Origin of the sequence: Lacrimispora sp. (genome assembly GCF_036758025.1) — a bacterium.
Classification (GTDB): Bacteria; Bacillota; Clostridia; order Lachnospirales; family Lachnospiraceae; genus Lacrimispora.
In genome coordinates this window covers 23,961-49,213 of record NZ_DAIOXM010000012.1, presented here as the reverse complement: position 1 = coordinate 49,213, position 25,253 = coordinate 23,961, and the positions used below count along the sequence as shown (strand labels likewise).

The 25,253-nt window shown below is 42.1% G+C and carries 24 protein-coding genes and 1 other annotated feature; of the genes, 22 read left to right on the top strand and 2 right to left on the bottom strand.

Going from position 1 to position 25,253, the window contains the following annotated elements; all coding sequences use genetic code 11:
* Positions 1-58 precede the first annotated feature (58 nt).
* On the bottom strand, positions 59-895 hold the full coding sequence (locus V7M78_RS11620; RefSeq protein WP_333649646.1) for a YihY/virulence factor BrkB family protein: 837 nt from the start codon (positions 893-895) through the stop codon (positions 59-61).
* A gap of 322 nt (positions 896-1,217) precedes the next feature.
* Between V7M78_RS11620 and V7M78_RS11615 the strand changes: the two genes are divergently transcribed.
* The 22 genes from V7M78_RS11615 to ilvC all read left to right on the top strand — a co-directional run bounded on the left by V7M78_RS11615 (position 1,218) and on the right by ilvC (position 24,200).
* On the top strand, positions 1,218-2,948 hold the full coding sequence (locus tag V7M78_RS11615) for an ABC transporter ATP-binding protein (protein ID WP_333649644.1): 1,731 nt from the start codon (positions 1,218-1,220) through the stop codon (positions 2,946-2,948).
* Position 2,949: 1 nt separating this feature from the next.
* On the top strand, positions 2,950-4,695 hold the full coding sequence (locus V7M78_RS11610) for an ABC transporter ATP-binding protein (protein ID WP_442914648.1): 1,746 nt from the start codon (positions 2,950-2,952) through the stop codon (positions 4,693-4,695).
* 42 nt (positions 4,696-4,737) lie between these two features.
* Positions 4,738-5,517, top strand: coding sequence for a LytR/AlgR family response regulator transcription factor (locus V7M78_RS11605; RefSeq protein WP_333649642.1), 780 nt, complete (start codon positions 4,738-4,740; stop codon positions 5,515-5,517).
* A complete protein-coding gene (locus V7M78_RS11600; RefSeq protein ID WP_333649640.1) occupies positions 5,517-6,833 on the top strand; it encodes a sensor histidine kinase in 1,317 nt (438 codons plus the stop codon). Before V7M78_RS11605 ends, V7M78_RS11600 begins: the two co-directional genes overlap by 1 nt.
* A gap of 95 nt (positions 6,834-6,928) precedes the next feature.
* The gene (locus V7M78_RS11595) at positions 6,929-7,090 is read left to right on the top strand and encodes a cyclic lactone autoinducer peptide (protein ID WP_333649638.1); all 162 of its coding nucleotides are present in this window, start codon (positions 6,929-6,931) and stop codon (positions 7,088-7,090) included.
* Positions 7,090-7,704, top strand: a complete 615-nt coding sequence (locus tag V7M78_RS11590) for an accessory gene regulator B family protein (protein WP_333649636.1) — start codon at positions 7,090-7,092, stop codon at positions 7,702-7,704. The genes V7M78_RS11595 and V7M78_RS11590 overlap by 1 nt, the downstream gene beginning before the upstream one ends.
* 311 nt (positions 7,705-8,015) lie before the next feature.
* Positions 8,016-8,375, top strand: a complete 360-nt coding sequence (locus V7M78_RS11585) for a hypothetical protein (protein ID WP_333649634.1) — start codon at positions 8,016-8,018, stop codon at positions 8,373-8,375.
* A gap of 72 nt (positions 8,376-8,447) precedes the next feature.
* Positions 8,448-9,065, top strand: a complete 618-nt coding sequence (locus tag V7M78_RS11580) for a hypothetical protein (RefSeq protein WP_333649632.1) — start codon at positions 8,448-8,450, stop codon at positions 9,063-9,065.
* The gene (locus V7M78_RS11575; RefSeq protein ID WP_333649630.1) at positions 9,065-9,226 is read left to right on the top strand and encodes a hypothetical protein; all 162 of its coding nucleotides are present in this window, start codon (positions 9,065-9,067) and stop codon (positions 9,224-9,226) included. Before V7M78_RS11580 ends, V7M78_RS11575 begins: the two co-directional genes overlap by 1 nt.
* A gap of 299 nt (positions 9,227-9,525) precedes the next feature.
* Entirely contained in the window at positions 9,526-9,741 is a 216-nt protein-coding gene (locus V7M78_RS11570) for a hypothetical protein (RefSeq protein WP_333649628.1), read from the top strand.
* A gap of 73 nt (positions 9,742-9,814) precedes the next feature.
* Positions 9,815-10,061, top strand: a binding site (T-box leader).
* A gap of 55 nt (positions 10,062-10,116) precedes the next feature.
* A complete protein-coding gene (pheS, locus tag V7M78_RS11565) occupies positions 10,117-11,136 on the top strand; it encodes a phenylalanine--tRNA ligase subunit alpha (RefSeq protein ID WP_333649813.1) in 1,020 nt (339 codons plus the stop codon).
* Positions 11,137-11,158: 22 nt separating this feature from the next.
* Entirely contained in the window at positions 11,159-13,579 is a 2,421-nt protein-coding gene (pheT, locus tag V7M78_RS11560; protein ID WP_333649626.1) for a phenylalanine--tRNA ligase subunit beta, read from the top strand.
* A 155-nt stretch (positions 13,580-13,734) separates the two neighbouring features.
* The gene (gene eno, locus V7M78_RS11555; protein ID WP_333649624.1) at positions 13,735-14,829 is read left to right on the top strand and encodes a phosphopyruvate hydratase; all 1,095 of its coding nucleotides are present in this window, start codon (positions 13,735-13,737) and stop codon (positions 14,827-14,829) included.
* Between the two features lie 383 nt (positions 14,830-15,212).
* Positions 15,213-15,710, top strand: a complete 498-nt coding sequence (locus tag V7M78_RS11550; RefSeq protein ID WP_333649622.1) for a hypothetical protein — start codon at positions 15,213-15,215, stop codon at positions 15,708-15,710.
* Between the two features lie 207 nt (positions 15,711-15,917).
* On the top strand, positions 15,918-16,673 hold the full coding sequence (locus tag V7M78_RS11545; RefSeq protein WP_333649620.1) for a hypothetical protein: 756 nt from the start codon (positions 15,918-15,920) through the stop codon (positions 16,671-16,673).
* A 150-nt stretch (positions 16,674-16,823) separates the two neighbouring features.
* Positions 16,824-17,057, top strand: a complete 234-nt coding sequence (gene secG / locus V7M78_RS11540) for a preprotein translocase subunit SecG (protein WP_333649618.1) — start codon at positions 16,824-16,826, stop codon at positions 17,055-17,057.
* 275 nt (positions 17,058-17,332) lie between these two features.
* A complete protein-coding gene (rnr, locus tag V7M78_RS11535) occupies positions 17,333-19,441 on the top strand; it encodes a ribonuclease R (RefSeq protein ID WP_333649812.1) in 2,109 nt (702 codons plus the stop codon).
* Positions 19,442-19,455: 14 nt separating this feature from the next.
* The gene (smpB, locus tag V7M78_RS11530; RefSeq protein ID WP_333649616.1) at positions 19,456-19,920 is read left to right on the top strand and encodes an SsrA-binding protein SmpB; all 465 of its coding nucleotides are present in this window, start codon (positions 19,456-19,458) and stop codon (positions 19,918-19,920) included.
* A gap of 14 nt (positions 19,921-19,934) precedes the next feature.
* Positions 19,935-21,920, top strand: a complete 1,986-nt coding sequence (locus tag V7M78_RS11525; RefSeq protein ID WP_333649614.1) for a BMP family ABC transporter substrate-binding protein — start codon at positions 19,935-19,937, stop codon at positions 21,918-21,920.
* Positions 21,898-22,503 carry a metallophosphoesterase family protein gene (locus V7M78_RS11520; RefSeq protein ID WP_333649612.1) on the top strand — a complete coding sequence of 202 codons (606 nt, stop codon included), beginning with the start codon at positions 21,898-21,900 and terminating at the stop codon, positions 22,501-22,503. Before V7M78_RS11525 ends, V7M78_RS11520 begins: the two co-directional genes overlap by 23 nt.
* Before the next feature lie 118 nt (positions 22,504-22,621).
* Complete coding sequence (gene ilvN, locus V7M78_RS11515) at positions 22,622-23,122, top strand: acetolactate synthase small subunit (RefSeq protein ID WP_333649610.1); 501 nt, start codon at positions 22,622-22,624, stop codon at positions 23,120-23,122.
* Between the two features lie 67 nt (positions 23,123-23,189).
* Positions 23,190-24,200, top strand: coding sequence for a ketol-acid reductoisomerase (ilvC, locus tag V7M78_RS11510; protein WP_333649608.1), 1,011 nt, complete (start codon positions 23,190-23,192; stop codon positions 24,198-24,200).
* Between the two features lie 48 nt (positions 24,201-24,248).
* Here ilvC and V7M78_RS11505 read toward each other — a convergent pair whose 3' ends face one another.
* Positions 24,249-25,148 carry a LysR family transcriptional regulator gene (locus V7M78_RS11505; RefSeq protein ID WP_333649606.1) on the bottom strand — a complete coding sequence of 300 codons (900 nt, stop codon included), beginning with the start codon at positions 25,146-25,148 and terminating at the stop codon, positions 24,249-24,251.
* Positions 25,149-25,253: the final 105 nt, after the last annotated feature.

The window sequence follows — 25,253 nt, the reverse complement described above, 5'->3', positions numbered from 1 at the left end:
TTTTATATAAAAAAGCCAGAGGTACAAGGTTCTAAACCCATTTACCCTCTGGCTCTTTTTATGTGTGGTCATGTTCCTTCCAGTCTTCGGAGTAATAATAGTTTATTTCAGCCCCCAAAAAGAGGATACAGATACAGGCATAAAGCCAAAGCATCATCAGCACAATGGCAGTAAGGCTTCCGTACATAACGGAAAAGCTGTTGAAGTGAGTGAAATAAATAGAAAACCCAAAGGAAAAACAAATCCAGCCCAGGGTTGAAAATCCAGCGCCCGGAAGCTGCTTTCGGAAAGACTGTTTCTTTGACGGAACGTAGGTGTAAAGGACAGCAAAGCACATAGTCATGATGAAAATAAACATAGTGCGGAAGGCCAGAACGTACTGGGTGATCTCCGCCAGAATGGGAAAGTGGCGGTTCATAAAGCTTTGAATGGAGCTTCCCAAAACCAGAAGAATCAGTGTCAGGATAGAAATAACCATGAACACAATGGTGTAACCGGCACAGATTACCCGGGTCACAAAGTAATTGCGTCTTTTCTCCTGGCCGAACACTCTGTTTAAACCTCTCTCAATACTTAACATCCCTTTGGAGGCAGACCACAGGGCGGTGATTGCTGTTATAGAAAGCATGGTTACCGGGGAATTGGTATAAAGATTATCAATCACCGTTACAATAATACTGTCCATTTTTAAATTGCTGGGAATGATTGCAATCAGAAGCTGGAGCAGGCTGGCTTTGGTAATATGCGGGGTGAGCTGAATTAAGGTCATTAAAAGCATGATAAAAGGAAATGCTGCAATAATGATAAAAAAAGACGCCTGCGCCGCATATACAGTCATCTCATCCCGGGCAAATTTTTTGATCACCTGCCCGCATTTTAGTAACAACCTGATCATAAAACAACCTTTCTCCTGTCCCGAATATGCACTTCTCAGGACAAGGCCATAAAATGGTGCTAAAAGCAGCTTCTCGTAAGCTATATTATGAAAACAAGTTTTCATAATCGGATGGATGGTGCTAAAAGCAGCACCTTTTATGAGAAGTTAAAAATCAACTTCTCATAAGCTATATTAAGTAGCATATTACCATGGGACAAAAAAAATATCAAGGCATTGCATATCAGGATAAGATTGACAAAACAGGATATAACTTTTAGAATAAATAAAGCGGTCTTATTGTTCGTAATTATATGACTATTCAAAAGCGGAGGAGATTGGAATGAAGAAGCTTCTGAAGCATCTGAAAAACTATAAACTGGAAAGCATACTGGGTCCCCTGTTTAAGCTTTTGGAAGCTGGATTTGAACTGATGGTTCCTCTTGTTATGGCCCAGGTCATTGATGTGGGCATCAGGAGAAATGATATCCCTTTTATTCTGAAAATGGGAGGCTTATTGGTACTGCTTGGCATTATAGGGCTTGTGTGTTCCATTACAGCCCAGTATTTTGCGGCAAAAGCTACGGTCGGGGTTGGAGCTTCCTTAAGAAATGATTTATTTGCCCATATTAACCGGCTTTCTTACCGGGAAATTGACACCATTGGAACAGCAACTTTGATCACCCGCATAACCAGTGATGCCAATCAGGTTCAGTCGGGAGTGAACCTATTCCTGCGTTTGTTTCTCCGTTCTCCCTTCGTTGTCTTTGGCGCAATGATTATGGCTTTTACCATCAACGCCAGGGCGGCTGTGATATTTGCTGTTGTCATACCTGCCCTTTCTGCCGTGGTATTTGGAATTATGCTCATTAGTATGCCTTTATACAAAAAGGTGCAGAAGCAGCTGGAAACGGTTCTCTTGGCAGTCAGGGAAAATTTGGCCGGGGTCCGGGTGATCCGTGCATTTAACCGTCAGAATAATGAAATCCAGAGGTTTGACCAGGAAAACAGCCTTTTAGTAAGGCTGCAGGTTTTTGTGGGAAAGATATCCGCTTTGATGAATCCCATGACTTATGTGATCGTCAACCTGGGGCTTATCGTTCTCATTCAGACTGGGGCGGTTCAGGTGGAAAATGGAATCATCACTCAGGGAGAGGTTGTAGCCCTTGTTAATTATATGTCCCAGATTCTGATCGAACTGATCAAGCTGGCAAACTTAATTATTACGGTTTCCAAGGCATTGGCCTGTGCCAACCGGATCAGCTCTGTGTTAGATGTGGAACCCGGAATTACAGAGAGCGTCCACGTATTGACAGAAGAAAAGCCTGAAGCACCCAAAGTGGAGTTTGACCATATGGACTTCACCTATGAAGGCGCCAAGGCTCCGGCTCTTAAGGGAATTTCCTTCCAGGCCATGAAAGGACAGACCATAGGAATCATAGGCGGAACAGGTTCCGGTAAATCCACTTTGGTGAATTTAATTCCCCGCTTTTATGATGCAACAGCCGGGTCTGTTGAAGTGGGGGGAAATGATGTGAAGAATTATCCCTTTAAGCAGCTTCGCGAGCAGATCGGTGTAGTTCCTCAAAAGGCGGTGCTTTTTAAAGGAAGTATTCGGGAAAACATGCAATGGGGCAAAAAGGATGCCACGGATGAGGAAATATTCCGTGCCCTTGAAATTGCTCAGGCCAGGGATTTTGTAGATGAAAAGGGAGAAGGTCTGGAGCTTATGATCCAGGCGGGCGGAAAGAACCTATCCGGCGGACAGCGGCAAAGGCTGACCATAGCCAGGGCTTTGGTGAGAAATCCTCAGATACTCATTATGGATGACAGCGCTTCTGCCCTGGATTTTGCCACAGATGCCAGATTGAGAAAGGCCATCAGGGAAAGCACCGAAGACATGACGGTATTTCTTGTATCACAAAGGGCTTCTACCATTAAGAATGCCGACTCCATTGTAGTTTTGGAAGACGGACAGATGGCGGGGCTTGGAACCCACAAAGAGCTTTTTGATTCCTGTGAGGTATACCGGGAAATATGCCTTTCCCAGTTGTCAGAAAAGGAGGCCCAGTAGCATGGATATGAAAAAACAAAAATCCACGGTAAAACGAATCCTTGGAGCAATAGGCAGGTACAAATGGGGCGTTTTCGCCTCTTTGGCATGTGCCTTTATTACTGTGCTTTTGAGTCTGTATATCCCTATCCTGACTGGCCGTGCCATTGACTGCATCTTGGGTCCGGGCGAGGTGGATTTTACGGGGATGTGGAAAATCCTGGTGCAGATCGGAGTGATCATCGGGATTACGGCGGCGTCTCAGTGGCTCATGAGCCATATCAACAACCAGATTACCTATCAGGTGGTGAAGGATATCAGAACTCAGGCATTTGGCAAACTGGAGGTGCTTCCCCTTAAATACATCGATTCTCATAGCCATGGGGATATGATCAGCCGGATTATTGCAGATATTGACCAGTTTTCTGACGGAATATTATTGGGCTTTACCCAGCTTTTCACCGGAGTTCTAACCATTGTGGGAACGTTGATTTTTATGTTTTATATCAATCCGGCCATAGCTATCGTGGTGGTTCTTGTGACACCAGTGTCCTTATTTGTAGCCAGCTTTGTGGCGAAAAGAACTTACCGCATGTTTCAGAAGCAGTCTCAGGCAAGAGGAGAGATGACCTCCCTTGTGGATGAAATGCTGGGAAACCAGAAGGTAGTCCAGGCATTTGGTTATGAAGCGGAGGCACAGGAAAAGTTTGGAAGGATCAATGAGGATCTTCGTATATGGGGACTGAAGGCTACCTTTTTTTCCTCCATCACAAATCCTGCCACCCGGTTTGTAAATAGTCTGGTTTATGCCAGCGTAGGTATTGCTGGGGCTGTGGGGGCTGTTTACGGAGTCCTGACTGTGGGCCAGCTTTCCGGATTTTTAAGCTATGCCAACCAGTATACAAAGCCTTTTAATGAGATATCGGGAGTGATCACAGAACTGCAGAATGCTTTGGCTTCTGCGGCCCGTGTGTTTGAACTGATTGATGAAAAAGCCCAGGTCCCCGATGCAGCCGATGCCAGAATTCTGTATGATGCAGAGGGAGAGGTTGTTCTGGAAAATGTGAGCTTTTCCTATGATCCTAAAGTGACGTTGATTGAAAATATGAATCTGAAGGTCCGGCCAGGGCAGAGAGTTGCCATCGTAGGCCCTACGGGATGCGGAAAGAGTACGGTGATCAACCTTCTCATGCGCTTTTATGATGTGGATTCCGGCAGCATCCAGGTAGAAGGAACCGATATCCGCCATATTACAAGGGAAAGCCTGCGGGCCTCTTACGGTATGGTTTTGCAAGAAACATGGCTGAAATCAGGGACCATACGGGAAAATATTGCCTATGGAAAGCCTGATGCTGCGGAAGAAGAAATCATTTTGGCCGCCAAAGGTGCCTATGCCCACAGCTTTATTGAACGTATGCCCAATGGGTATGATACGATTATATCGGAGGACGGCGGAAATTTATCCCAGGGACAGAAGCAGCTTTTATGCATTGCCAGGGTTATGCTCTGTACCCCTCCTATGCTGATTCTTGATGAAGCTACTTCTTCTATTGATACCAGAACTGAAATAAGGATACAGAAGGCATTTACAAAAATGATGGAAGGCCGGACCAGCTTTATTGTGGCTCATCGGCTTTCTACCATCAAGGAAGCCGATGTGATTCTGGTTATGCGTGACGGGAATATTGTTGAACAGGGAACCCATGAAGGTTTGCTTTTAAAGAATGGGTTTTATGCACAGTTATATAACAGCCAGTTTGCTGTTTAAAGTATACTTACTAAAGATAATGCACAAGAGGGCGGTGGATTTATGTTTGAAATTGCTGTTTGCGATGATAACGCACTAGACAGGAAATTATTAATTGAACGAATTGAAAAGAACATGCCGGAGCCGGAATCTATGAGAATCCATGAATACGACTGCGGTAAGAGTCTGCTTAATGCCATTAAAAGTATCAGATTCTCAATTATTTTTCTGGATATTCAGATGGGAGAACTGAGCGGGGAGGAAACTGCAATCCGTATTCGTGAGGTGGATAATAATGTGATTTTGGTGTTCAATACCGGATTTGTAGAACCATCTCCCCGCAGCTTTGAGGTTCAGCCCTATCGGTATATTATGAAGAATATGACGGTTAATGTGATGGACCGCTATATAAATGATGCCTTAAGAAGGATGATAGAATTTAGCCAGGCTCCTCTGATGAAAGCCAGTGTAAACAGGGAAATGCTGTTTTTGAAGGCCGATGATATTGTATATATTGAGAAATATAAGAAGAATACAAGAGTACATATTTCGGATAATGCCATTAAGATTTACGGAATCAAGGCAGATGACAGCGGCCAGCTTCCGGATATACGCATTCAGGAAAAGCTGGAAACCATTTATGAAAAATTGATGGTTTATGGATTCGGCTATCCTCATGACAGCTTTCTAATTAACTTTAAATACCTTGTTTACTGTACGGGCAAGGCTGTAAAGTTAAAAGGCGTGGATTACGTATTCCCCATTACGCGAAGTAAGGCAGTGGAATTTAATAAACTGAAGCAAGAGTTTATGTTATCCAAATACAAGGAAGGCGAATTATAATGGAAAATGATTTGTTGTCAATAAGCCGTATATTCTTTTGTGGAATGGATGTTTATATGCTGTACCGCTTTTTCTCTGCAATGTTTACAAAAAAATTGGAGAAGAAGCATGTTATAATTAGTATAGCTACAACAGGTATTATATTTTTTGAAAACAGTTTAGGAAGTATAGCGTTAAATTTTTTTACAATGCCATTATTATATTATGCATATGTAAGAACGCTGTTCAATATTTCCAAAAGTAATAGTATAGCTTATACTATCATTTATTTTGCATTTGCAGGAAGCAGAGAACTGTCTTTTGAACTTTTATATCGTTTTTTGCTACGTGTTTTACCTGTTTACATTTCGCCATGGTATGCTTCGGGAGGGATATATCTCTTACTGATTCAATATTTTGCAAGTTTTCTTCTCTTGTTGTTTATAGAAAAATATATAAAGAAACTGGAAATCGGTGTTCATAATACTTTCTCATGGTATTTACTCATTGTTCCAATTTTATCCTTAATGGTTTCAGTGAGCTTTTTACATATAGAATTTCCGGAATCCTTAATTACTCAAATAGCTATGTGTGGCGGATCGTTTTCACTTTTCTTTACTAACGTTGTAATCTTTATTATTTTAGCTAGATACACAGATGCAATGAATAAAATAAAGTATGCAGAGCTATCTAATGTGAAAAGACATATGGAGGAGGAACACTTACAAAATATACTGAAACTTAACGAAGATTATCAGCGTTATATGCATGATATCCATACTTATTTTAATAGTTTTCGGATGCTTGCAGCAAGCGGAGAGAACAATAAAATAGTTGAAATTATTGATGAACTTAAGGGGGAAATTCAGGAAAAGACCAGTGGTGTAATATATAGTGGACATCCTGTTCTAAATGCAATTTTATCAGAACGTGTATTAACAGCAAAAGAAAAAGGAATCCAGCTTACGATTTTTGTTGAAAAGTTTTTAAAGGTTGATTTTATTTCGGATGCAGATATGATTTCCATGTTTGGTAATCTTTTAGACAATGCACTTGAAGCTGCAGGGAGATGCAGTCATGAAAACCGAAAAGTAAATATTAAGATTTTTAAAGGAAATAATTATTTTTTGATATTTTATATAGAAAATAGTTATGCTGTAGCAGTTAAGCGTGAAGGAGAACGTTTCCTATCGACAAAAGCAAACTCAAAGGGTCATGGCTTGGGAATAGGAATAGTAGCGAACCTTGCTGAAAAGTATGGTGGTACTTTAAACCTGGAAGAAAAGGAAGACTTTTTTATCACAACACTTGCTATTTCGACATATGCAAGAGAATAAAGTGCAAATTTTGGAAGTTAAAGTGTATAATTTTGGCATCCCTGTTGAAATTTGTCTGATTTAAGTGTATGATGAAAAAAAAGGAGGATGTACTTATGAAACAATTATTAAATAGCTTGAGAGCTAAAGTATCCATGGTAAAGGTTATGAACGCCTGTGCATTATTAATTGCTGCTTACACCATTAATGTAACTTGTGTTTGGATCCAGCATCAGCCAGAAGTTCCTGAAGAAGCAAAAATGCTTAGGAAGTTCTAATGGTTAAACGGCTGTCGCAAAATATTGTTAACTGGCAGATTCAGAAAAGTGTTTTGGATAGCAAGGATCGTGTGTTATATCAATATGCATATGAAAGTTTACTTAATCAGGTTATAAACATTTTTTTTGCAGTCATTATAGCGATTGTAATGCATGAACCAATTGCAGTTTTTGTTTTTCTTGTCAGTTATATTCCTTTGAGGTCTTTTTGTGGTGGACATCATGCAAAGACAAATGGCCGTTGTATGATTATCTCAGCCTTATTAATTATTGCTGTTTGTATCATCGTAAAATTAATGAAGGGGAGTCCGCTTTCCAGTATACTATCACCCATAAGCTTTGTTACTACCGGAATATTGATTATTTGGCTTGCGCCAGTTTCCGCTAAGAATAAGCCCTTGGATGAAAAAGAGACTATTCGATATAGAAAGATGAGTCGATACATATGGTTAATTGAAGCAGTGATTGGCATGATTTTCTGGTTTTCCAATTCAGATATTAGTTTGATTATTGCAATTAGCCATATCATTTTATCTATTGTAATGGTATATGGAGAACTAAAGAACCGTCAAGGAAAAAATAGCAATGCGCACAAAATTGAAGTCAGACAGTAGGGCATCCCTGGGGAAGAGCGGACTAGCTTTTCTCAAGGGGATGCTTTTTAACTGAAATAAAAGTTTTCAAATTTCCGAAAATTTAGTGAAAAATTTCATTGAATCTCGGGGATTTTTTTGTTTTATATTATAAGTCCCAATGGTTTCTCCTATCTGATTTTTGCTGAAATACCAAAAATTCAGATAGTGGATGCAAATTTTGGAACCTAAGATGTACAATTTTGGAACTTGTGTTGAAATTAAATTTGAAAGATGTAGAATGTAATTATAGGTATCAGGGGCAAAATTCGAGTGTGAAAGGATGATAAAAAGTGAAGAGAACGAGACAAAATGAAAGTTATTATCAATACAGGGCCACTTGCAGTATTCGCAGAGAAGATGGCTTTGAGGACATCAGGAATTATGAGATTGACACAGATATTCTTCACAGCAGCCTGCACTTTTGGAATAAATCCCGCTGTCTGCAAAAGTGTCAGGAAATGCTTGGCACCTTGATATTTCGGGAGGATGACAGGGTTGTAAAATACGGGATATTACGGGAAAAACTCGTTCTCGTACCAAGGTTTACCTATGAGCAGGAAAAAAAGCCTCCTGGAAAGCGTATTGTTCTTCCGAAGCTTCTCCTTGCTATAGAAGCACTTATCATCCTTATTATTCAGAGCAGAATGTGAATTAGGTGGAGAGAAAAAACACACGACAACAAGGTTACTTAATTATGAAGCTTATATGAAGCAGGTGAAGGTATGATTAATGATGAAAAGATAATGGGGGCGGAACGTATTGAAAAACTCAATCGTTTTACAAGTATTGAAACAGGCATCTATGTAGAAGGCGAATTAGTACAGTTTCAAGAGGTACTGTTGTTTGATAATCAAGTTGGAATCATGCTTCCTGTTGGATTTGATGACATGGAACCAGAAGAAGCGAGGAAAAAGTATTTTTCTGAGCAGCGTCCAAGCATTATAAAGACCAATAGGGAAGGAACAGTGGACTTTTCATTTAATATGATAGACCAGAAGATTGATGCTGAGGACCTGGAGGCAGTCATCAATGATTTTCACCATGTTTTAAAGCGTTTCCAGCCTATGAGTGTTTGTCTGGAAATAGGTTCTGAGCCTCAGGCTCCCATTCCTTTCGCGTGGCTGGAATTTATAAGCAGTGCCTTGGATGAAAACCTGTATAATGTGCTTACCATTTATCTTGTTGGAGACAAACTGCTGATGCTTATGTTCAACTGTCCGTTTCAAAGGCGGATGGACTGGCTCAACTGCCTGACGCATATCAGAAAGACTGTAGTTTTGTTCGGAAAAGGAGAAGCAAAAACCAGATCAGTATATGACAGAGGAAAGGAGATTTGTTGATGATGAATAAAGAAAAAGAAGACAAGTCGTTTCCTGATTTATACAGATATTTTTGCGGAATGCTTACCAAAGGAAAGATGGACGAGCTTTACGGCCAGATGATGGGAGCAATTCCGGATTTATCTGACGCAAAAGGAACTATCACTTTGGCGGAAAAATAAAATTTACATAGCACTATAAATGCAAGGTTTTTTAATATGGCACTGTTAAAGTTCCGTCGTTTGACGGAGCTTTTTAGTTGTCGGCATGACATTATGGATACAAGAGTTACTTGAAACCCCTAAGTAATTATAGTATAATATAATTGATTCAGGAAGGGAGGAAAAGGGAACTGCCCAGGCACAGTACCGGACAAATTATGAGAACATGCCCACACTGCGGGAAACAGATTTCCGAAGGTAATAACACTATTTATTGTCCTAGTTGTAATCAGATAGTAGACGAAGAAGTTCTTCTTCGTATGAGAATTGAAAAGAAGCTGCAAAAATCAGACGACCAGCCTTTTAGAGGCGGAAAGATAACAAAAGAAGAGACGGAAAAGCAGAAACGGCGCTATAATGATGATGATTACAGATATGTAAAAGTCCAGAACAATGAGAAATCCCATACCTCCACCATTGTCTCTATTATTGTACTTGTAGTGGTTATTGCAGCAGTTTATTTCCTTTTAAAATGAGATCAGGTAAATTAACCCTTGACATTTTGGGTTTCCATTATTACAATGATAACGAATATTACAATAAAAAACATGAAATGCGATGAAGGTGTAAGTAGATCCTTATTTTCTTCCAGAGAGAAGGGGCCGCCGGCTGTAAGCCCTTTTAAGTTCAGTTAAGAGATTGAATTTCCCACCGAAGCAGCATGGTTGAAACCGGTAAAGCCCGTTTGGCATTTTCCGGCGTGTAGATCATGACGTCCATACACGTTACGTATACCGAGTGCCTGTGTATTACACAGGAATCAGGGTGGTACCGCGAATATAGCTTCGTCCCTTTTTGGGGCGGAGCTTTTTTTGTGAAAACAGAAATGTAAGAAAAAGAAGGAGAGCATGATGAAAGACCAATTAGAGAAAATCAAACAGGAAGCATTAAGCAGAATTGAAGCTTCAGATGCCTTGGAAAAACTCAACGACATCAAGGTTGCTTATCTTGGAAAAAAAGGTGAGCTGACCACTGTATTAAAGAGCCTTAAAGATGTCAGCCCGGAGGATAGGCCGAAGATCGGACAGATGGTAAATGATGTCCGTACCCTTTTGGAAGAAAAATTAGAAGAGACTATGACCTCCCTCATGAGAAAAGCCAGAGAAGAGCAAATGAAAAAAGAGGTTATTGACGTAACTCTTCCGGCTAAAAGAAATCATGCGGGCCATACCCATCCAAATACCATTGCCTTGGAAGAGGTAGAGCGGATTTTCGTGGGAATGGGCTATGAAGTAATGGAAGGCCCGGAAGTGGAGTACGATGCCTACAACTTTGAGCGTTTGAATATTCCTAAGAATCATCCTGCAAGAGATGAGCAGGATACATTTTACATCAGTGAAAATATCGTTTTAAGAAGCCAGACCTCTCCGGTTCAGATCAGAGCCATGGAAAAGGGAAATCTGCCTATCAGAATGCTGGCCCCGGGCCGTGTGTTCCGTTCTGATGAAGTGGATGCGACCCATTCCCCTTCTTTCCATCAGATCGAGGGACTGGTCATTGACAAGAACATTACTTTTGCAGATTTAAAGGGAACCCTGGCTGAGTTTGCTAAAGAACTGTTCGGACCGGAAACAAAGGTAAAATTCCGTCCTCATCATTTCCCATTTACAGAGCCAAGTGCAGAGGTGGATGTGACCTGCTTTAAATGCGGCGGAAGCGGATGCCGTTTCTGTAAGGGATCTGGCTGGATTGAGATTTTAGGCTGCGGAATGGTTCATCCTAACGTGCTGGCTATGAGTGGAATTGATCCCAATGAATACTCCGGCTTTGCTTTCGGTGTTGGACTGGAGCGAATTGCCTTGTTGAAATATGAGATTGATGACATGAGATTGTTATACGAAAATGACATCAGATTCTTAAAGCAGTTCTAAGAACAGAAAGGGAGAGAAATCAATGAACACACCATTATCATGGATTAAAGCGTACGTTCCGGAGTTGGACGTAACAGCACAGGAATATACAGATGCCATGACTCTTGCCGGGTCAAAGGTTGAGGGTTATGAATGCCTGGATAAAAATTTAGAGAAAATCGTAGTTGGACATATTCTGTCTATTGAAGGTCATCCGGATGCAGATAAGCTGATCGTATGTCAGGTTGATGTAGGTACCGAGACTGTACAGATCGTAACAGGTGCTCCCAATGTAAAAGTTGGAGATAAGGTTCCTGTTGTTTTAGACGGAGGAAAGGTAGCTGGCGGTCATGACGGCGGTCCCCTTCCGGAAAATGGAATTAAGATCAAAAAAGGCAAATTAAGAGGAATTGAGTCCTTCGGTATGATGTGTTCTATCGAAGAACTGGGCTGCTCCGCAGAGATGTATCCTGATGCTCCGGAAAACGGAATTTACATTCTGCCTGAGAATGCACCGGTTGGAGCTGATGCTGTTGAGCTGCTGGGTCTTCGTGACACAGTTTTTGAATACGAGATTACTTCTAACCGTGTGGACTGCTACAGCGTTATCGGGCTGGCAAGGGAAGCTGCAGCAACCTTCCGCAAGCCATTTATTCCTCCTGTTGTGACTGCTACAGGCAATGGAGAAAGTGTTGACGATTATTTAAAGGTAACAGTAGAAGATAACGATCTTTGCCCACGTTACTGTGCCAGAATGGTAAAGAATATTAAGATTGCTCCTTCTCCTGTATGGATGCAGAGACGTCTTGCTGCCTGCGGAATCCGTCCGATTAATAACATCGTGGATATTACCAACTACGTGATGGAAGAGTACGGACAGCCTATGCATGCCTTTGACTATGATTTACTGGCTAATCATGAAATCGTTGTAAAACGGGCTAAAGATGGAGATGTTTTCCAGACTCTGGATGGACAGGAAAGAAAGCTGGACAGCACCATTCTCATGATCAATGACGGAGAAAAAGCGGTGGGAATCGCTGGAATCATGGGCGGAGAAAACTCCAAGATCACAGATGATGTGAAGACTATGGTATTTGAAAGCGCCTGCTTTGAAGGAACCAATATCCGTCTTTCCGCAAAAAAGGTCGGTTTGAGAACAGATGCTTCCGGTAAGTTTGAAAAGGGCCTCGATCCTAACAATGCAGAGGCAGCTATCAACCGTGCCTGCCAGTTAATTGAAGAACTGGGTGCAGGTGAAGTGGTAGGCGGCATCGTTGACGTTTATCCAGAGAAGAGAGAAGAAAAAAGAGTTCCTTTTGAGCCGGAGAAAATGAACCGCCTTCTTGGAACTGACATAGCACCTGAAACTATGCTGGAGTACTTTAAGGTATTGGAACTGAGATACGATCAGACTTCTGGTGATCTTATTATTCCAACCTTCCGTCAGGATTTGGAGTGTATGGCTGATATAGCGGAAGAAGTCGCCAGATTCTACGGCTATGATAAGATTCCTGTATCTCTTCCAGCTGGAGAGGCAACTACAGGAAAACTATCTTATAAGCTGAGAGTAGAGCAGCTGGCCAGAAGAGTTGCAGAATTCTGCGGATTTTCACAGGGAATGACGTATTCCTTTGAAAGCCCTAAGGTATTTGACCGCCTTCTCCTTCCTGAGGACAGCCCCCTTCGTGTGACTGTGAACATTTTAAATCCCCTTGGAGAAGATTTCAGCGTGATGAGGACTTCACCTCTTCATGGAATGCTCACCTCCTTGTCCACCAACTATAACCGCCGGAATAAGAACACCCGCCTTTATGAGCTGGCAAATATTTATTTGCCAAAGTCTCTTCCTTTGACAGAGCTTCCTGATGAGAGGATGCAGTTTACTCTGGGAATGCACGGAGAAGGTGATTTCTTCGACATGAAGGGTGTAGTGGAAGAGTTCTTTAGTCAGGCAGGAATGAATAAAAAGGCAAAATACGATCCAGATAGTAAAAAGCCTTTCCTTCATCCGGGAAGACAGGCAGATATTATATATGATGGTGTAACCGTAGGATATTTGGGTGAGGTTCATCCGGATGTGGCTGATAATTATAAGATCGGTGAGAAGACTTATGTGGCAGTGATTGATATGCCATCTATGATTCCATTCACCAGCTTTGACCGGAAATATAGTGGAATTGCCAAGTATCCGGCTGTTACCAGAGATATCAGTATGGTGGTTCCAAAGAATATTCTGGCTGGACAGATTGAGGAAGTTATTGAACAGAGAGGCGGAAAGCTTCTGGAAAGCTATCAGCTGTTCGATATTTATGAAGGTTCCCAGATTGTGGCAGGATATAAGTCAGTGGCTTATTCTATTATCTTCCGTGCATCTGATCATACCCTGGAAGAGCAGGAGGTTGCTGCAGTGATGAAGAAGATTCTGGACGGATTGCAGAAGCTTGGAATTGAATTGAGAGCATAATTTTTTAAGCCAGGAAAGCAGAGGTTGTATCAAGACCTCTGCTTTCTTGTCTGTAACTTACCTAACCTGCATATTTTTGCGGTTCTTCTGCATGAACCGTACATTTCTCGTCAATCCTTAAAGCAGAAATGTTTGAAATAACAGGGAGGCAAAAAATGTTTGGCGAACATGATATTATAAAAGTAACGGGCAGAATGGTATGGGATTCACAGGCTAATCCGGCAATTGAAGCGGAAGTTATATTGGAAAACGGCGCCCACGGAAAGGCAATGGTTTCACTGGGAAACCAGGGAGATGCGCAATGGGAGTCGGAATATATCAATGACCGGCTTTCAGAGGCTGTTTTGTTTGAAGAGGCTCTGGACCAGGAGCGGATTGACAGAATTCTTTTGCAGGCTTTAGAGGATGAAAACAGGGGAAAGAAGAGTGTTCAGGCCGTATCCATGGCTGCGGCAAGGGCTGCCGGTGCAGGCCTTGGACTTCCGCTTTACCGCTATCTGGGTGGAACTTCTGTGCCGGTCATGCCGGTTCCTGTTATGACTATGATAAGCGGAAGCGATGGAGAAATGGAGGCCGATTTTCCTGAACTGATGATCGTCCCTCATGGAGCAGAAAGTTATTCCCGGGGATTGCGCATGGGAGCGGAAATTTATCATTGCTTAAAACGGCTTTTGGCTATAAGCGGATACAGCACTTCGGTGGGAAAAGAGGGCGGCTTTGTGCCGGATATGAAAGATGCCGAAGAAGGACTGGGGTACTTAATGGATGCATTTCAATTAAGCGGCCATAAGCCGGGAGTTGATGTATCAGTTATGATTTCTATAAATAAAGAACAAAAAGATATGATCTCTCATTATCTAACGCTGACCGACAGATTTCCCATCTGCGGGATTTTTAACGGGTTATGGAAGGAAGATTCGGAAGGACAGTGCCAAATGATAAAAATGCTGAAGGACAGGTTCTTAATGGCCTCCCATGACTATTCCCATGCCAATGGGGCCGTGATCAGCCTGGAAGAAGCCGGAACGGTTTCCAATGCCCTTAACATGGTGGAAGAGGCCATAAAGGCTGGATGTAAGGTGATCATTTCCGGTGACCGCGGGGAAACAGAAGAGGACTTTCTTGCGGATATGGCGGTTGCGGTTGGAGCTGACTATGTGAAATTCGGCGCTCCCTGCAGAGGGGAGTGGACGTCAAAATATAATGAAATGCTTCGGATAGAAGAATTTTATAATAAGAGAAAGAGATAAGAATAGAATGGTATCGTATTGATTATTGGTGTATTCTGACTTTTTTCTATTATTACTGGCCCTGTGATTTTTCACAGGGCTATATTTATTAGAAAATACAATGATTTTAAAAATACAAATTATTTTTAATTATATTGAATTTTAAAAATATAAATGGTATTATTTAATTGAGGTGATAATAATTACATAATTGATACGGCATATGTAATGTGTCCTGCACATTTACCGCTGGCGCGGGAGAGGCTTATCCGGATACATAAAATTTAGAGAACTACACAGATAGATAATCAAATGGCCGTATAGGTTTCTTTTCCTGATGCGGTCATTTGATTATCATATACTAAAACAAATGAACAATTATAAATAGAGAGTAGGGAGCAGTAATGAAAAAGAAGATTCTAATGGTAATAATTTTAATATTTATAATTTCTATTTCCCTTAAATTGCTGGTAACTAAAAAAGATTTTAATGAGTCAACAGAGGCAGTTACAGAGGCGGTTTCTACTGAGTGCATTGAAAATCAAACATCAATTTTTGAATCGACAACCAATGATTTAGTATATCGTTATTACCCTTCCTCTGTTGTTACTACAGGGGCTGCAGAATTAAATGTTTCTTTTCCTATAGATATGTTCAATGATAATAAAATAAAAGTGGTAATTGATGATATAGTAAAAAATGAGGAAGTAACTTCTGCAGATATTGATTTAGATATTACAACAGTTTTTACATATGAAGTTGATAAAGAGGGATTGTATTCAATATATGCAGTGTCTGGCAATGGTAAACAGCCGGATAAAATAGATTTATCTGAGTATGTAATTGTCATTTATAGTAGTAAGGACGTAGAAGAAGGTGGTAAAGCGGTTCCATTACAATAAACTTTCCTGGGAGTATTGATTGTTTCTATATAAAACGGAACTTGTTACCACAGTTTAAAATAACTGCTTCTAGTACTGATTCAAGTAAATCAGTTTATATTGATATTTATGTATATAAGGTATCAGCCACTAAAATGTCGTCTGGAGGAACTGAAAATAACTTTTCTATTGGAAAATGTGAGGGCTGATGTAAGGGAGGCAGAGTGTTTGAAAAATAAAATTAAGATTTTTTCTTTTGCATTTTTTGTTCTGATATTAACTATAATTACAGTCTATAATCATATTAAGGCGGATATATTATCAAAAGAAGGTATTCATAAGGATGACTTTATTGTAAGGATTCATTCGCCAGAAACACGTATTATGATTTCAGTACAATATCCACAGAATATATTAATTTTTAATTCTCCTGAATTTATATATTTGGTTAATACGAGAACTGGTGAAAAAGTGCTTCCATCGGAACCCTATACTAAAACAAGAGAAGACTTCTTTTGGTTTAATGCTGATAAAAGTATATTAAAAGAAGATTATGAGTTGGTAATCAATAAAATTGCCATAAATGTTGAGGAAAATGTTGGATTTAATCTTCCTGCTTTTCCTTTAGGAGAAACTATTGATTTTGATTTAACTAATAAATTGAAATATGGCACGATAAAGTTTAATAATGTACAAATTACTATAGATGAAAATAATAACTTGCTTGCTATTACAGAAATAGAGTTAATTCCTTTGTCAAGAGGTATAGAAATCAATAGTATTTATGGAAAAGATCATGTGATTTTATTATCTCGCAGAGGAAGAGATGAAGATAATGATAAAGGTGCTGGTCTGGGAATTTTTCTTGATAAATCATTACAGGGAGAAGAACAAGATATTGTTTACGAGAAGGTTGAATATATTACAAGTACGGATTTTCGTTATAAAATCAATAGAAGCTGGAAAGACGACACAAATGAATAGGCTAAAAGCATTCCTTTACGGAACATGATGAACATTCTACTGACCACAAGAAAAGGCTTCTAAGATTTTATACAAAAATATAAAAAATTGGTTGTATTTGCTGAAAATTTATGGTACAATCATCTTTGTTTGACTATAGGAGGTGGAAACGTGATCAGGATTATTTTATCAATCATATTTGTTATTATATGCATTGCTTTATCAGCAATTGTTCTGCTGCAGGAAGGAAAGAGCCAGGGACTAGGTTCTATTGGCGGTATGGCAGATACCTACTGGGGCAAAAACAAGGGCCGTTCCATGGAAGGAAATCTGGAAAAGTTTACAAAATACGGAGCAGTTCTGTTTTTCATTCTGGCATTGGTACTGAATCTGAATATACTGTAAAGATTAAACACTCTTGTGGGATGACAACAAGGGTGTTTTTTGCTTTATAGGAAATTGCGTCCTATAAAGCAAAACCCTCCGGGAGGATGCGCACTCCGCGCTGAGGAAGTTAGTTGCTAAAGCAACTGCGCTCCGGCGCGGGAGTCTGCAAAGCAGACTCTTTCTTGCATTATGGGAAAGTTTTGTAATACATGACAGGAAAATGAAGATAATAGAAGAAAAGATGATAAGAGAGGGAAGCCATGACAGACGAACAGTTAATACAGCGAAAAACTATGCTTCTTGCATTGTTTGAGGACCCGGCCTATGTTCCTATGAAATTAAAGGAACTGGCTATGTTTCTTAACACTCCAAAGGAGCAGAGAGAAGATTTAAAAAAGGTTCTGGATATCCTTCTGGCCGAGGGAAAAATCGGTGTTTCACAAAAAGGAAAATATGGAAAGCAGGACATTGGCTCCATAGTCGGAGTATTTTTCGGGCATGCCAAAGGTTTTGGCTTTGTGTCCGTAGAAGGAGTGGATGAGGATTTCTTTATTCCGGAAGAAAAAACAGGCGGAGCTCTCCATGGAGATACAGTGCTCATCTCTGCGGAATCAAAGCCGGAGAATGGAAGACGGGCAGAAGGCCGTGTGATTAAGGTACTGGATCATGCCAATAAGGAAATCATAGGATATTACCAGAAAAATAAGAATTTTGGATTTGTTATTCCCGACAACCAGAAAATCGCAAAGGACGTGTTCGTGCCTCAGGGTAAGGACATGGGAGCGGTGACAGGCCACAAGGTAGTTGTACGGGTAACGGATTTTGGCGGCCCGGAAAAAAAGCCGGAGGGAATTATTACGGAGATCATCGGACACGTCAATGATCCTGGTACAGACATTCTTTCTATTGTAAGGGCCTACGGACTTCCGGAGGAATTTCCGGACAGTGTGATGAAGCAGGTGGAAGCAGTTTCCGACCGGGTTTCAGATGAGGAAAGACAGGGCCGTGTGGATTTGAGGGATTTGCAGACTGTTACCATTGACGGCGAGGATGCCAAGGATTTGGATGATGCCATTACTATATCGAAAAAGGATGGGGTTTACACCCTTGGAGTTCATATTGCTGATGTGACCAATTATGTGACGGAATACAGCCCCCTGGATGAAGAGGCTTTAAGAAGGGGAACCAGCGTTTACCTTGTTGACCGGGTAATTCCCATGCTGCCTCATAAGCTGTCCAATGGAATATGCTCCTTGAATCAGGGAGAGGACCGGCTGGCCTTAAGCTGTATGATGGAAATTGACGGAACCGGCAATGTTATGGGTCACAGGATTGCGGAAACCGTTATCAATGTGGACCGCCGAATGACTTATACAGCTGTTAATGCCATCGTTACCGATCATGACGAGGCGGTTATGAAGGAATATGAAGATTTTATCCCCATGTTTGAGCAGATGAAGGAGCTTGCCGACATTCTCAGGGAGAAAAGGAAAAAAAGAGGTTCCATTGACTTTGATTTCCCTGAAACAAAGGTGATTCTGGATGAGCGGGGAAAGCCTTTGGAAATCAAGCCTTATGAGCGGAATGCGGCCACAAAGATCATTGAAGATTTTATGCTGATGGCAAATGAAACCGTTGCAGAGGATTATTTCTGGCAGGAGATTCCTTTCCTTTACCGGACCCATGAAAATCCGGATCCGGAACGGATGAAGAGCCTTGCCACCCTGATCAACAACTTTGGGTATTCCATCCGTTTTCACAACGGAGAAGTTTACCCTAAAGAGGTGCAGAAGCTTCTTGCCAATGCAGAGGATACGCCGGAAGAGGCCCTGATCAGCCGTCTGGCCCTGCGTTCTATGAAACAGGCCAGGTATACGGCAGCCAATACAGGGCATTTCGGTCTGGCGGCCAAGTATTACACTCATTTCACTTCCCCCATCAGGCGGTATCCTGATCTCCAGATTCACCGGATCATTAAGGAGAACTTGAGGGCAGGGTTAAGTGAAAAGAGAATCACACATTATGATAAGATTCTTTCTCAGGTAGCTGCCCAGTCTTCCGCCATGGAGCGGAGAGCGGACGAAGCGGAGAGAGAGACCATCAAGCTTAAGAAATGTGAGTATATGGAAAAACACATTGGTGAGGCATTTGACGGCGTTATTTCCGGTGTGACAAACTGGGGGCTTTATGTGGAGCTTCCCAATACAGTGGAAGGATTGATTCATGTCAATCAGCTTCAGGATGATTATTATCATTTTGATGAGGAGCATTATGAGCTGGTAGGAGAAAGGTCCAAAAGAGTCTATAAGCTGGGTCAGCCTATCAGGGTCATAGTAGCAGGTACGGATAAGCTTTTGCGTACCATCGACTTTATTCCCGCAAGAGAATTTGACGAGGAATAACAGGAGGAAAGAAAATGGGGAAAGAAAGTTTTCGCTTGATTGCCAATAATAAAAAGGCATATCATGATTATTTTATTGATGAAAAATACGAGGCAGGCATTGAATTGGCAGGGACAGAGGTAAAGTCCCTGCGCATGGGAAAATGCAGCATTAAGGAATCTTTTGTAAAGATTGAAAAGGGTGAGATTTTCGTCTATGGTATGAACATCAGCCCTTATGAAAAGGGAAATATTTTTAATAAGGACCCTTTAAGGGTGAGAAAGCTGCTGCTTCATAAGATTGAGATCAAAAAGCTGGAGGCCAAGATCACTCAGAAGGGATATACCCTGGTCCCCCTTCAGGTTTATTTTAAAGGCAGTCTGGTAAAGGTGGAAATCGGCCTTGCCAGAGGTAAGAAGCTTTATGATAAGCGGGAAGACATTGCTAAAAAGGATCAAAAGAGAGAGCTGGAGAGAGACTTTAAGGTCAAAAATCTTTAGAAGGGGGCAATCCTATGGCACTTTATGATTATGCAGGGGCATTGAGGCGGGGACGCAGGCAGTATCAGGCTTCGGTTCTAAAGGGAGAATATCCCTATCTGCCGGTTCTTGATAAGATATTGTCCCATACAGATATTGTTTCAGAGGTAGGTCTGGGAATCCGGGACATACCTCTGGATAAGATTGTGGGTACCAAAACAGAAGGCCGGACCACGGCTTTTGCCAGCAATTTCATGCCTCTTTTATCGGAAAAATCAGAATTCGGGGCAAAATGGGCTTTTCTCTATGATCATCAGATCAAGGATGGAATCAGAGATCCCATTGTTGTCTATGAATTCATGAACCAGTATTACGTGGAGGAGGGAAATAAACGGGTCAGTGTTTTAAAGTACGTGGGAGCGTTCAGTATTTCGGCTTCCGTGACTCGTCTGATTCCCAAGAGAACCGATGATCTGGATAACAGGCTTTATTATGAATTCCTGGACTTTTATCAGGTGTCCTTTAACTGCGATGTATGGTTCAGCAAGGAAGGCAGCTATGACAAGCTCGTAAGGGCTATGGATAAGGTGCCTGGGGACGTCTGGAGCGAGGATGAGAGGGCCATTTTCAAATCCTCCTATGATCGCTTTTCCAAAGCATTCCACGTTTTCCGGGGCGATGACTATGATATGACCTGTTCGGACGCATTTCTCGTCTATGTAGAGCTGTTCGGATATGAAACGGTGAAGAACCGGCTGGAAAGCGAGATACGCAAGGATCTGGTGAAAATCAAGGATGAGCTTCTTCTGGCTTCGGGCGGCAATAAGATCGCTCTGGTGGAACAGCCGGAGGAGGTGGAGAGCCAGGCAGAGAGCAGTCCTCTTAAACTGATTAACTGGCTCCTTCCATTCAAGTCCAATGAGCCTCAGACTTTAAAAATTGCGTTTATCCATGCAAAGGCAGCAGAAAGTTCAAGCTGGACTTACGGGCATGAGCTGGGGAGGATGTACTTAGAGCAGGTGTTTGGCGATGCTGTTCAGACCATGTCCTATTTCCATGCGGATACGGAGCTTGACATATCCCAATCCCTTGAACAGGCCATTGCTGCCGGATGTGATGTAATATTTACCACTGCTTCCCAGATGATCAGTTTAGGCGTCAAGGCGGCCATTGAGCATCCGGAGGTAAAAGTATTCAACTGTTCCGTCAATATGTCTTATTCCTCTGTCTGTACTTATTATGGAAGAATGTATGAATCCAAGTTTCTCATGGGAGCCCTGGCAGCGTCCATGGCCCGGGAGGATAAGCTTGGATATGTGGCGGATTATCCCATTTACGGGACGGTTGCCAATATCAACGCATTTGCTTTGGGAGCCAGGATGATCAATCCTTATGCAAAGGTATATCTGGAATGGAGCAGGGTAAATGACAGAGATGCCCATGCAGAGCTGGAAAAGGAGGGGATTTCCTTTATTTCGGGAGACGATATGATCACCCCTCAGACTCCTACCAGGGAATACGGGCTTTACCAGAAGCTTGCAGACGGAAGCCTAAAGAATCTGGCAACCCCCATCTGGCACTGGGGAAAGTTTTACGAAAAGATCATCAACAACATGTTCCGGGGAGGTTCGGGGAAAAAGGAATTAAAGGGAAAACAGGCCATCAATTACTGGTGGGGCATGTCTGCGGATGTGATCGACGTGATCTGTTCCCAGAACCTGCCTCACAGCACCAACCGGCTTATGGGCTTTTTAAAGAGTTCCATCCGGTCGGGAAGCTTTCTGCCTTTTTCCAACATCATCTATTCCCAGGATGGGCATTTGCGGTGCCAAGAGGATATGAGCCTGACCTCTGAGGAGATCACCACCATGAACTGGCTGGCGGAAAATGTGGTGGGACACATCCCTTCCTTTGACCAGCTTACAGAAGAAGCCAGGTCGCTGGTGCGCCTTCAGGGGCAGACAATATACGAAACAACGGATACGGAGGAAGAGCAGCGTGAAGATCCTGGTACTATCTGACCATGAGTCAAAATCCCTCTATGATTATTATACACCGGAAAAGCTGAAAGATATTGACCTGATTATTTCCTGCGGAGATTTAAAGGCCAGCTATCTCACCTTTTTTGCCACGTTTTCCAAGGCTCCGGTGTTTTATGTCATGGGAAATCACGATGTTCGCTACTTAGATAATCCCCCTGAGGGCTGTACCTGCATTGAAGATGACATTGTGACCTTCCGGGGAGTCCGCATACTGGGACTCGGGGGTTCCATGGAATACATACCTGATTCCCGGAATCAGTATACAGAAAAAAAGATGGCCAGGAGAATCCGCCGTTTGTGGTGGAAGCTTTGGAGGTACAAGGGTTTTGACATCCTGGTTACCCATGCGCCGGCCCGTGAAATCAACGATCTTCCGGATCTGCCTCACCAGGGCTTTTCCTGTTTTCGGGATTTGTTGGACAAGTATTCCCCGAAATACTTTTTTCACGGACACATTCATTCCAATTATGGAAATGCATTTAAAAGAGAGGATAAGTACGGCAATACGGTGGTTGTTAATGGATATGAATACTGTATTATTGACTATCCGGAAATACCGTAGAACCTTAAATGGGTTCAGACATAACCTCAGATTATGATACACATTCCTATTATTTAGTTGACAAATAGAAGTTAGGTTGCTATCATTTAAATTACTATACAAAAAGGCAGGGATATGGATGGAAAGAATCGTATTATCATTGCTGGTTGATAACACCGCCGGTGTATTGAGCCGTGTGGCCGGATTGTTCAGCCGCCGCGGCTATAATATTGAAAGTCTTACGGTAGGCGTGACTGCGGACGATAGATATTCCAGAATGACAGTGGTGTCTACCGGCGAACCGGAGATTTTAGACCAGATTGAAAAACAGCTTAGAAAACTTGAAGATGTAAGAGACATCAAGGAGTTAAAACCGGGAAGTTCGGTATACAGAGAGCTTATTCTGGTTAAGGTCCGGGCTAATGCCAGTGAACGCCAGGCGGTCAGCGCCATAGCAGACATTTTCCGGGCCACCGTTGTAGATGTAGGAAAAGATTCTTTGACAGTCATGCTGACCGGTGACCAGTCAAAGCTTGACGCACTGATCAATTTGCTTGAAGATTATGACATTTTAGAGCTTGCGAGAACAGGTGTGACCGGGCTTTCCAGAGGTGCGGAGGATGTCCGCCACCTTCCCTAGGCAGAGGGTGTTTATGAGCTGAAGGAATTGCCTGTACTATGAACCAATTATGAGGAGGAAATAAAAAATGGCAAAGATTTACTATCAGGAGGACTGTAACTTATCTTTATTGGAAGGTAAGACTATTGCAGTCATTGGATACGGAAGCCAGGGCCATGCCCATGCGCTGAACTTAAAGGAATCAGGATGTGACGTTATTGTAGGTCTTTATGAAGGAAGCAAATCCTGGGCAAAGGCTGAGTCACAGGGATTAACAGTTTATACAGCAGCAGAGGCAACAAAGAGAGCTGATGTCATCATGATTCTGATCAATGATGAGACTCAGGGCATTATGTACAAAGAATCCATAGAGCCAAACTTAAAAGAAGGCGCTATGCTGATGTTCGCTCACGGCTTTGCAATCCATTTCGGACAGATCGTTCCTCCGAAGAATGTAGATGTTACCATGATCGCACCAAAGGCTCCAGGCCATACTGTAAGAAACGAATATCTGTTAGGCAGAGGAACCCCATGTCTCGTAGCTGTACATCAGGATTATACAGGTAAGGCAAAGGACAAGGCATTGGCTTACGCACAGGCTTTAGGCGGCGCAAGAGCAGGTGTTTTAGAGACAACCTTCCGTGTTGAGACTGAGACAGACCTTTTCGGTGAGCAGGCAGTTCTTTGCGGCGGTGTAACTGCACTGATGAAGGCAGGCTTTGAAACTCTGGTTGAAGCAGGATACGCTCCTGAGAATGCATACTTTGAATGTATTCATGAGATGAAGCTGATCGTAGACTTGATTTTCGAAAGCGGTTTTGCAGGTATGAGATATTCCATCTCCAACACTGCTGAATACGGCGATTACATCACAGGACCGAAGATCATCACTGATGAGACTAAGAAGGCCATGAAGAAGGTACTTTCTGATATCCAGGACGGTACCTTTGCAAAAGACTGGCTGTTAGAGAACAAGGTAGGAGGCACACACTTCCATGCCATGAGAAATCATGAAGCAGAACATGATTTAGAGAAAGTGGGCGCTAACCTTCGTAAGCTCTATAGCTGGAATGACGGCGGAAAAATGATCGACAACTAAACATACAAAGGCGGTTGGAATAGTGACATATTCCAACCGCCTTTTACATTATTCGTCAACTGATACGGTCTTCATGACCTCGAAAAAGCTTTCCATGGCAGTTGATACGCTGCCTGAGTTATAGGCAAAGCCTACAGTCCTCATTTTAATATTGGTTTCTAAGGGAATGTGGATCAAATCACCCCGGTCCAGTTCTTCCTGGACAAACTCCTTGATGACACAGCCGATACCCAAGCCGATTTTGGCAAATTCAATGATCAGATCCATTGTGGTGACTTCCAAAAGCTGGTTGGGAACAATGTGGTTTTCACTCATATACTCGTCGATATATCTTCTGGTCATGTTATTCTTGTCCAGAAGCAGGATGTTTCCCGTCTGGAATAAATCTGCCTCTGTTCCTTCTCTTAAATAGAGGTTATTCAGATAGGACTTGGTCGTCACGAATATATCCTGAATATCCATAACCGGCTGAAACAGAAGGGGCCTGCGGTTGGAAGGCTCTGCGATCAATCCCAAATCGATCTGGTGCTGTTCCAGCATGCTGACCGTGTGAGAGGTAGACTGGCTTTCTATGGTGATCTTAATATGAGGATATTTTTCAATGAACTTTTTTAAATAAGGAAGAAGGATGTATTTGCAAAGGGTGTTGCTGACTCCGATTTTCAGATGTCCGATGTGAAAATCCTTGACCCGCTTCAGTTCCTGTTCCCCCCGTCCCAATTCCTCAAAAGCGGCCTTGGTGTGGTGGAACAGAAGCCGTCCCTCCTCCGTAAGCTGTACGCCTCTGGAATTTCTGGTAAACAAGGCCACATCTAAACTGTCCTCCAGCTTGCTGATGGATTTGCTGATAGCCGGCTGGCTGATATAAAGCTCCTTTGCGGCCTTGGAAATATTTCCCGCCTTTGCCACTTCATAAAATATTTTATACTGAGAAAGATTCTGCTCCATACTGTCCCCCATTTCTTCCATAACTAACTATTATATTAAATATTCATATTATGTATATCTATTATATCAAGAAGTATGGTAAAATGTAAAGCAAGTTTTGACAGC

Excerpts from the sequence above, each read along its gene's own strand:
- V7M78_RS11620 (WP_333649646.1), bottom strand. The coding sequence starts at position 895 with ATGATCAGGTTGTTACTAAAATGCGGGCAGGTGATCAAAAAATTTGCC.
- V7M78_RS11615 (WP_333649644.1), top strand. The coding sequence starts at position 1,218 with ATGAAGAAGCTTCTGAAGCATCTGAAAAACTATAAACTGGAAAGCATA.
- V7M78_RS11610 (WP_442914648.1), top strand. The coding sequence starts at position 2,950 with ATGGATATGAAAAAACAAAAATCCACGGTAAAACGAATCCTTGGAGCA.
- V7M78_RS11605 (WP_333649642.1), top strand. The coding sequence starts at position 4,738 with ATGTTTGAAATTGCTGTTTGCGATGATAACGCACTAGACAGGAAATTA.
- V7M78_RS11600 (WP_333649640.1), top strand. The coding sequence starts at position 5,517 with ATGGAAAATGATTTGTTGTCAATAAGCCGTATATTCTTTTGTGGAATG.
- V7M78_RS11595 (WP_333649638.1), top strand. The coding sequence starts at position 6,929 with ATGAAACAATTATTAAATAGCTTGAGAGCTAAAGTATCCATGGTAAAG.
- V7M78_RS11590 (WP_333649636.1), top strand. The coding sequence starts at position 7,090 with ATGGTTAAACGGCTGTCGCAAAATATTGTTAACTGGCAGATTCAGAAA.
- V7M78_RS11580 (WP_333649632.1), top strand. The coding sequence starts at position 8,448 with ATGATTAATGATGAAAAGATAATGGGGGCGGAACGTATTGAAAAACTC.
- V7M78_RS11575 (WP_333649630.1), top strand. The coding sequence starts at position 9,065 with ATGATGAATAAAGAAAAAGAAGACAAGTCGTTTCCTGATTTATACAGA.
- V7M78_RS11570 (WP_333649628.1), top strand. The coding sequence starts at position 9,526 with ATGAGAATTGAAAAGAAGCTGCAAAAATCAGACGACCAGCCTTTTAGA.
- pheS (WP_333649813.1), top strand. The coding sequence starts at position 10,117 with ATGAAAGACCAATTAGAGAAAATCAAACAGGAAGCATTAAGCAGAATT.
- pheT (WP_333649626.1), top strand. The coding sequence starts at position 11,159 with ATGAACACACCATTATCATGGATTAAAGCGTACGTTCCGGAGTTGGAC.
- eno (WP_333649624.1), top strand. The coding sequence starts at position 13,735 with ATGTTTGGCGAACATGATATTATAAAAGTAACGGGCAGAATGGTATGG.
- V7M78_RS11550 (WP_333649622.1), top strand. The coding sequence starts at position 15,213 with ATGAAAAAGAAGATTCTAATGGTAATAATTTTAATATTTATAATTTCT.
- rnr (WP_333649812.1), top strand. The coding sequence starts at position 17,333 with ATGCTTCTTGCATTGTTTGAGGACCCGGCCTATGTTCCTATGAAATTA.
- smpB (WP_333649616.1), top strand. The coding sequence starts at position 19,456 with ATGGGGAAAGAAAGTTTTCGCTTGATTGCCAATAATAAAAAGGCATAT.
- V7M78_RS11525 (WP_333649614.1), top strand. The coding sequence starts at position 19,935 with ATGGCACTTTATGATTATGCAGGGGCATTGAGGCGGGGACGCAGGCAG.
- ilvN (WP_333649610.1), top strand. The coding sequence starts at position 22,622 with ATGGAAAGAATCGTATTATCATTGCTGGTTGATAACACCGCCGGTGTA.
- ilvC (WP_333649608.1), top strand. The coding sequence starts at position 23,190 with ATGGCAAAGATTTACTATCAGGAGGACTGTAACTTATCTTTATTGGAA.
- V7M78_RS11505 (WP_333649606.1), bottom strand. The coding sequence starts at position 25,148 with ATGGAGCAGAATCTTTCTCAGTATAAAATATTTTATGAAGTGGCAAAG.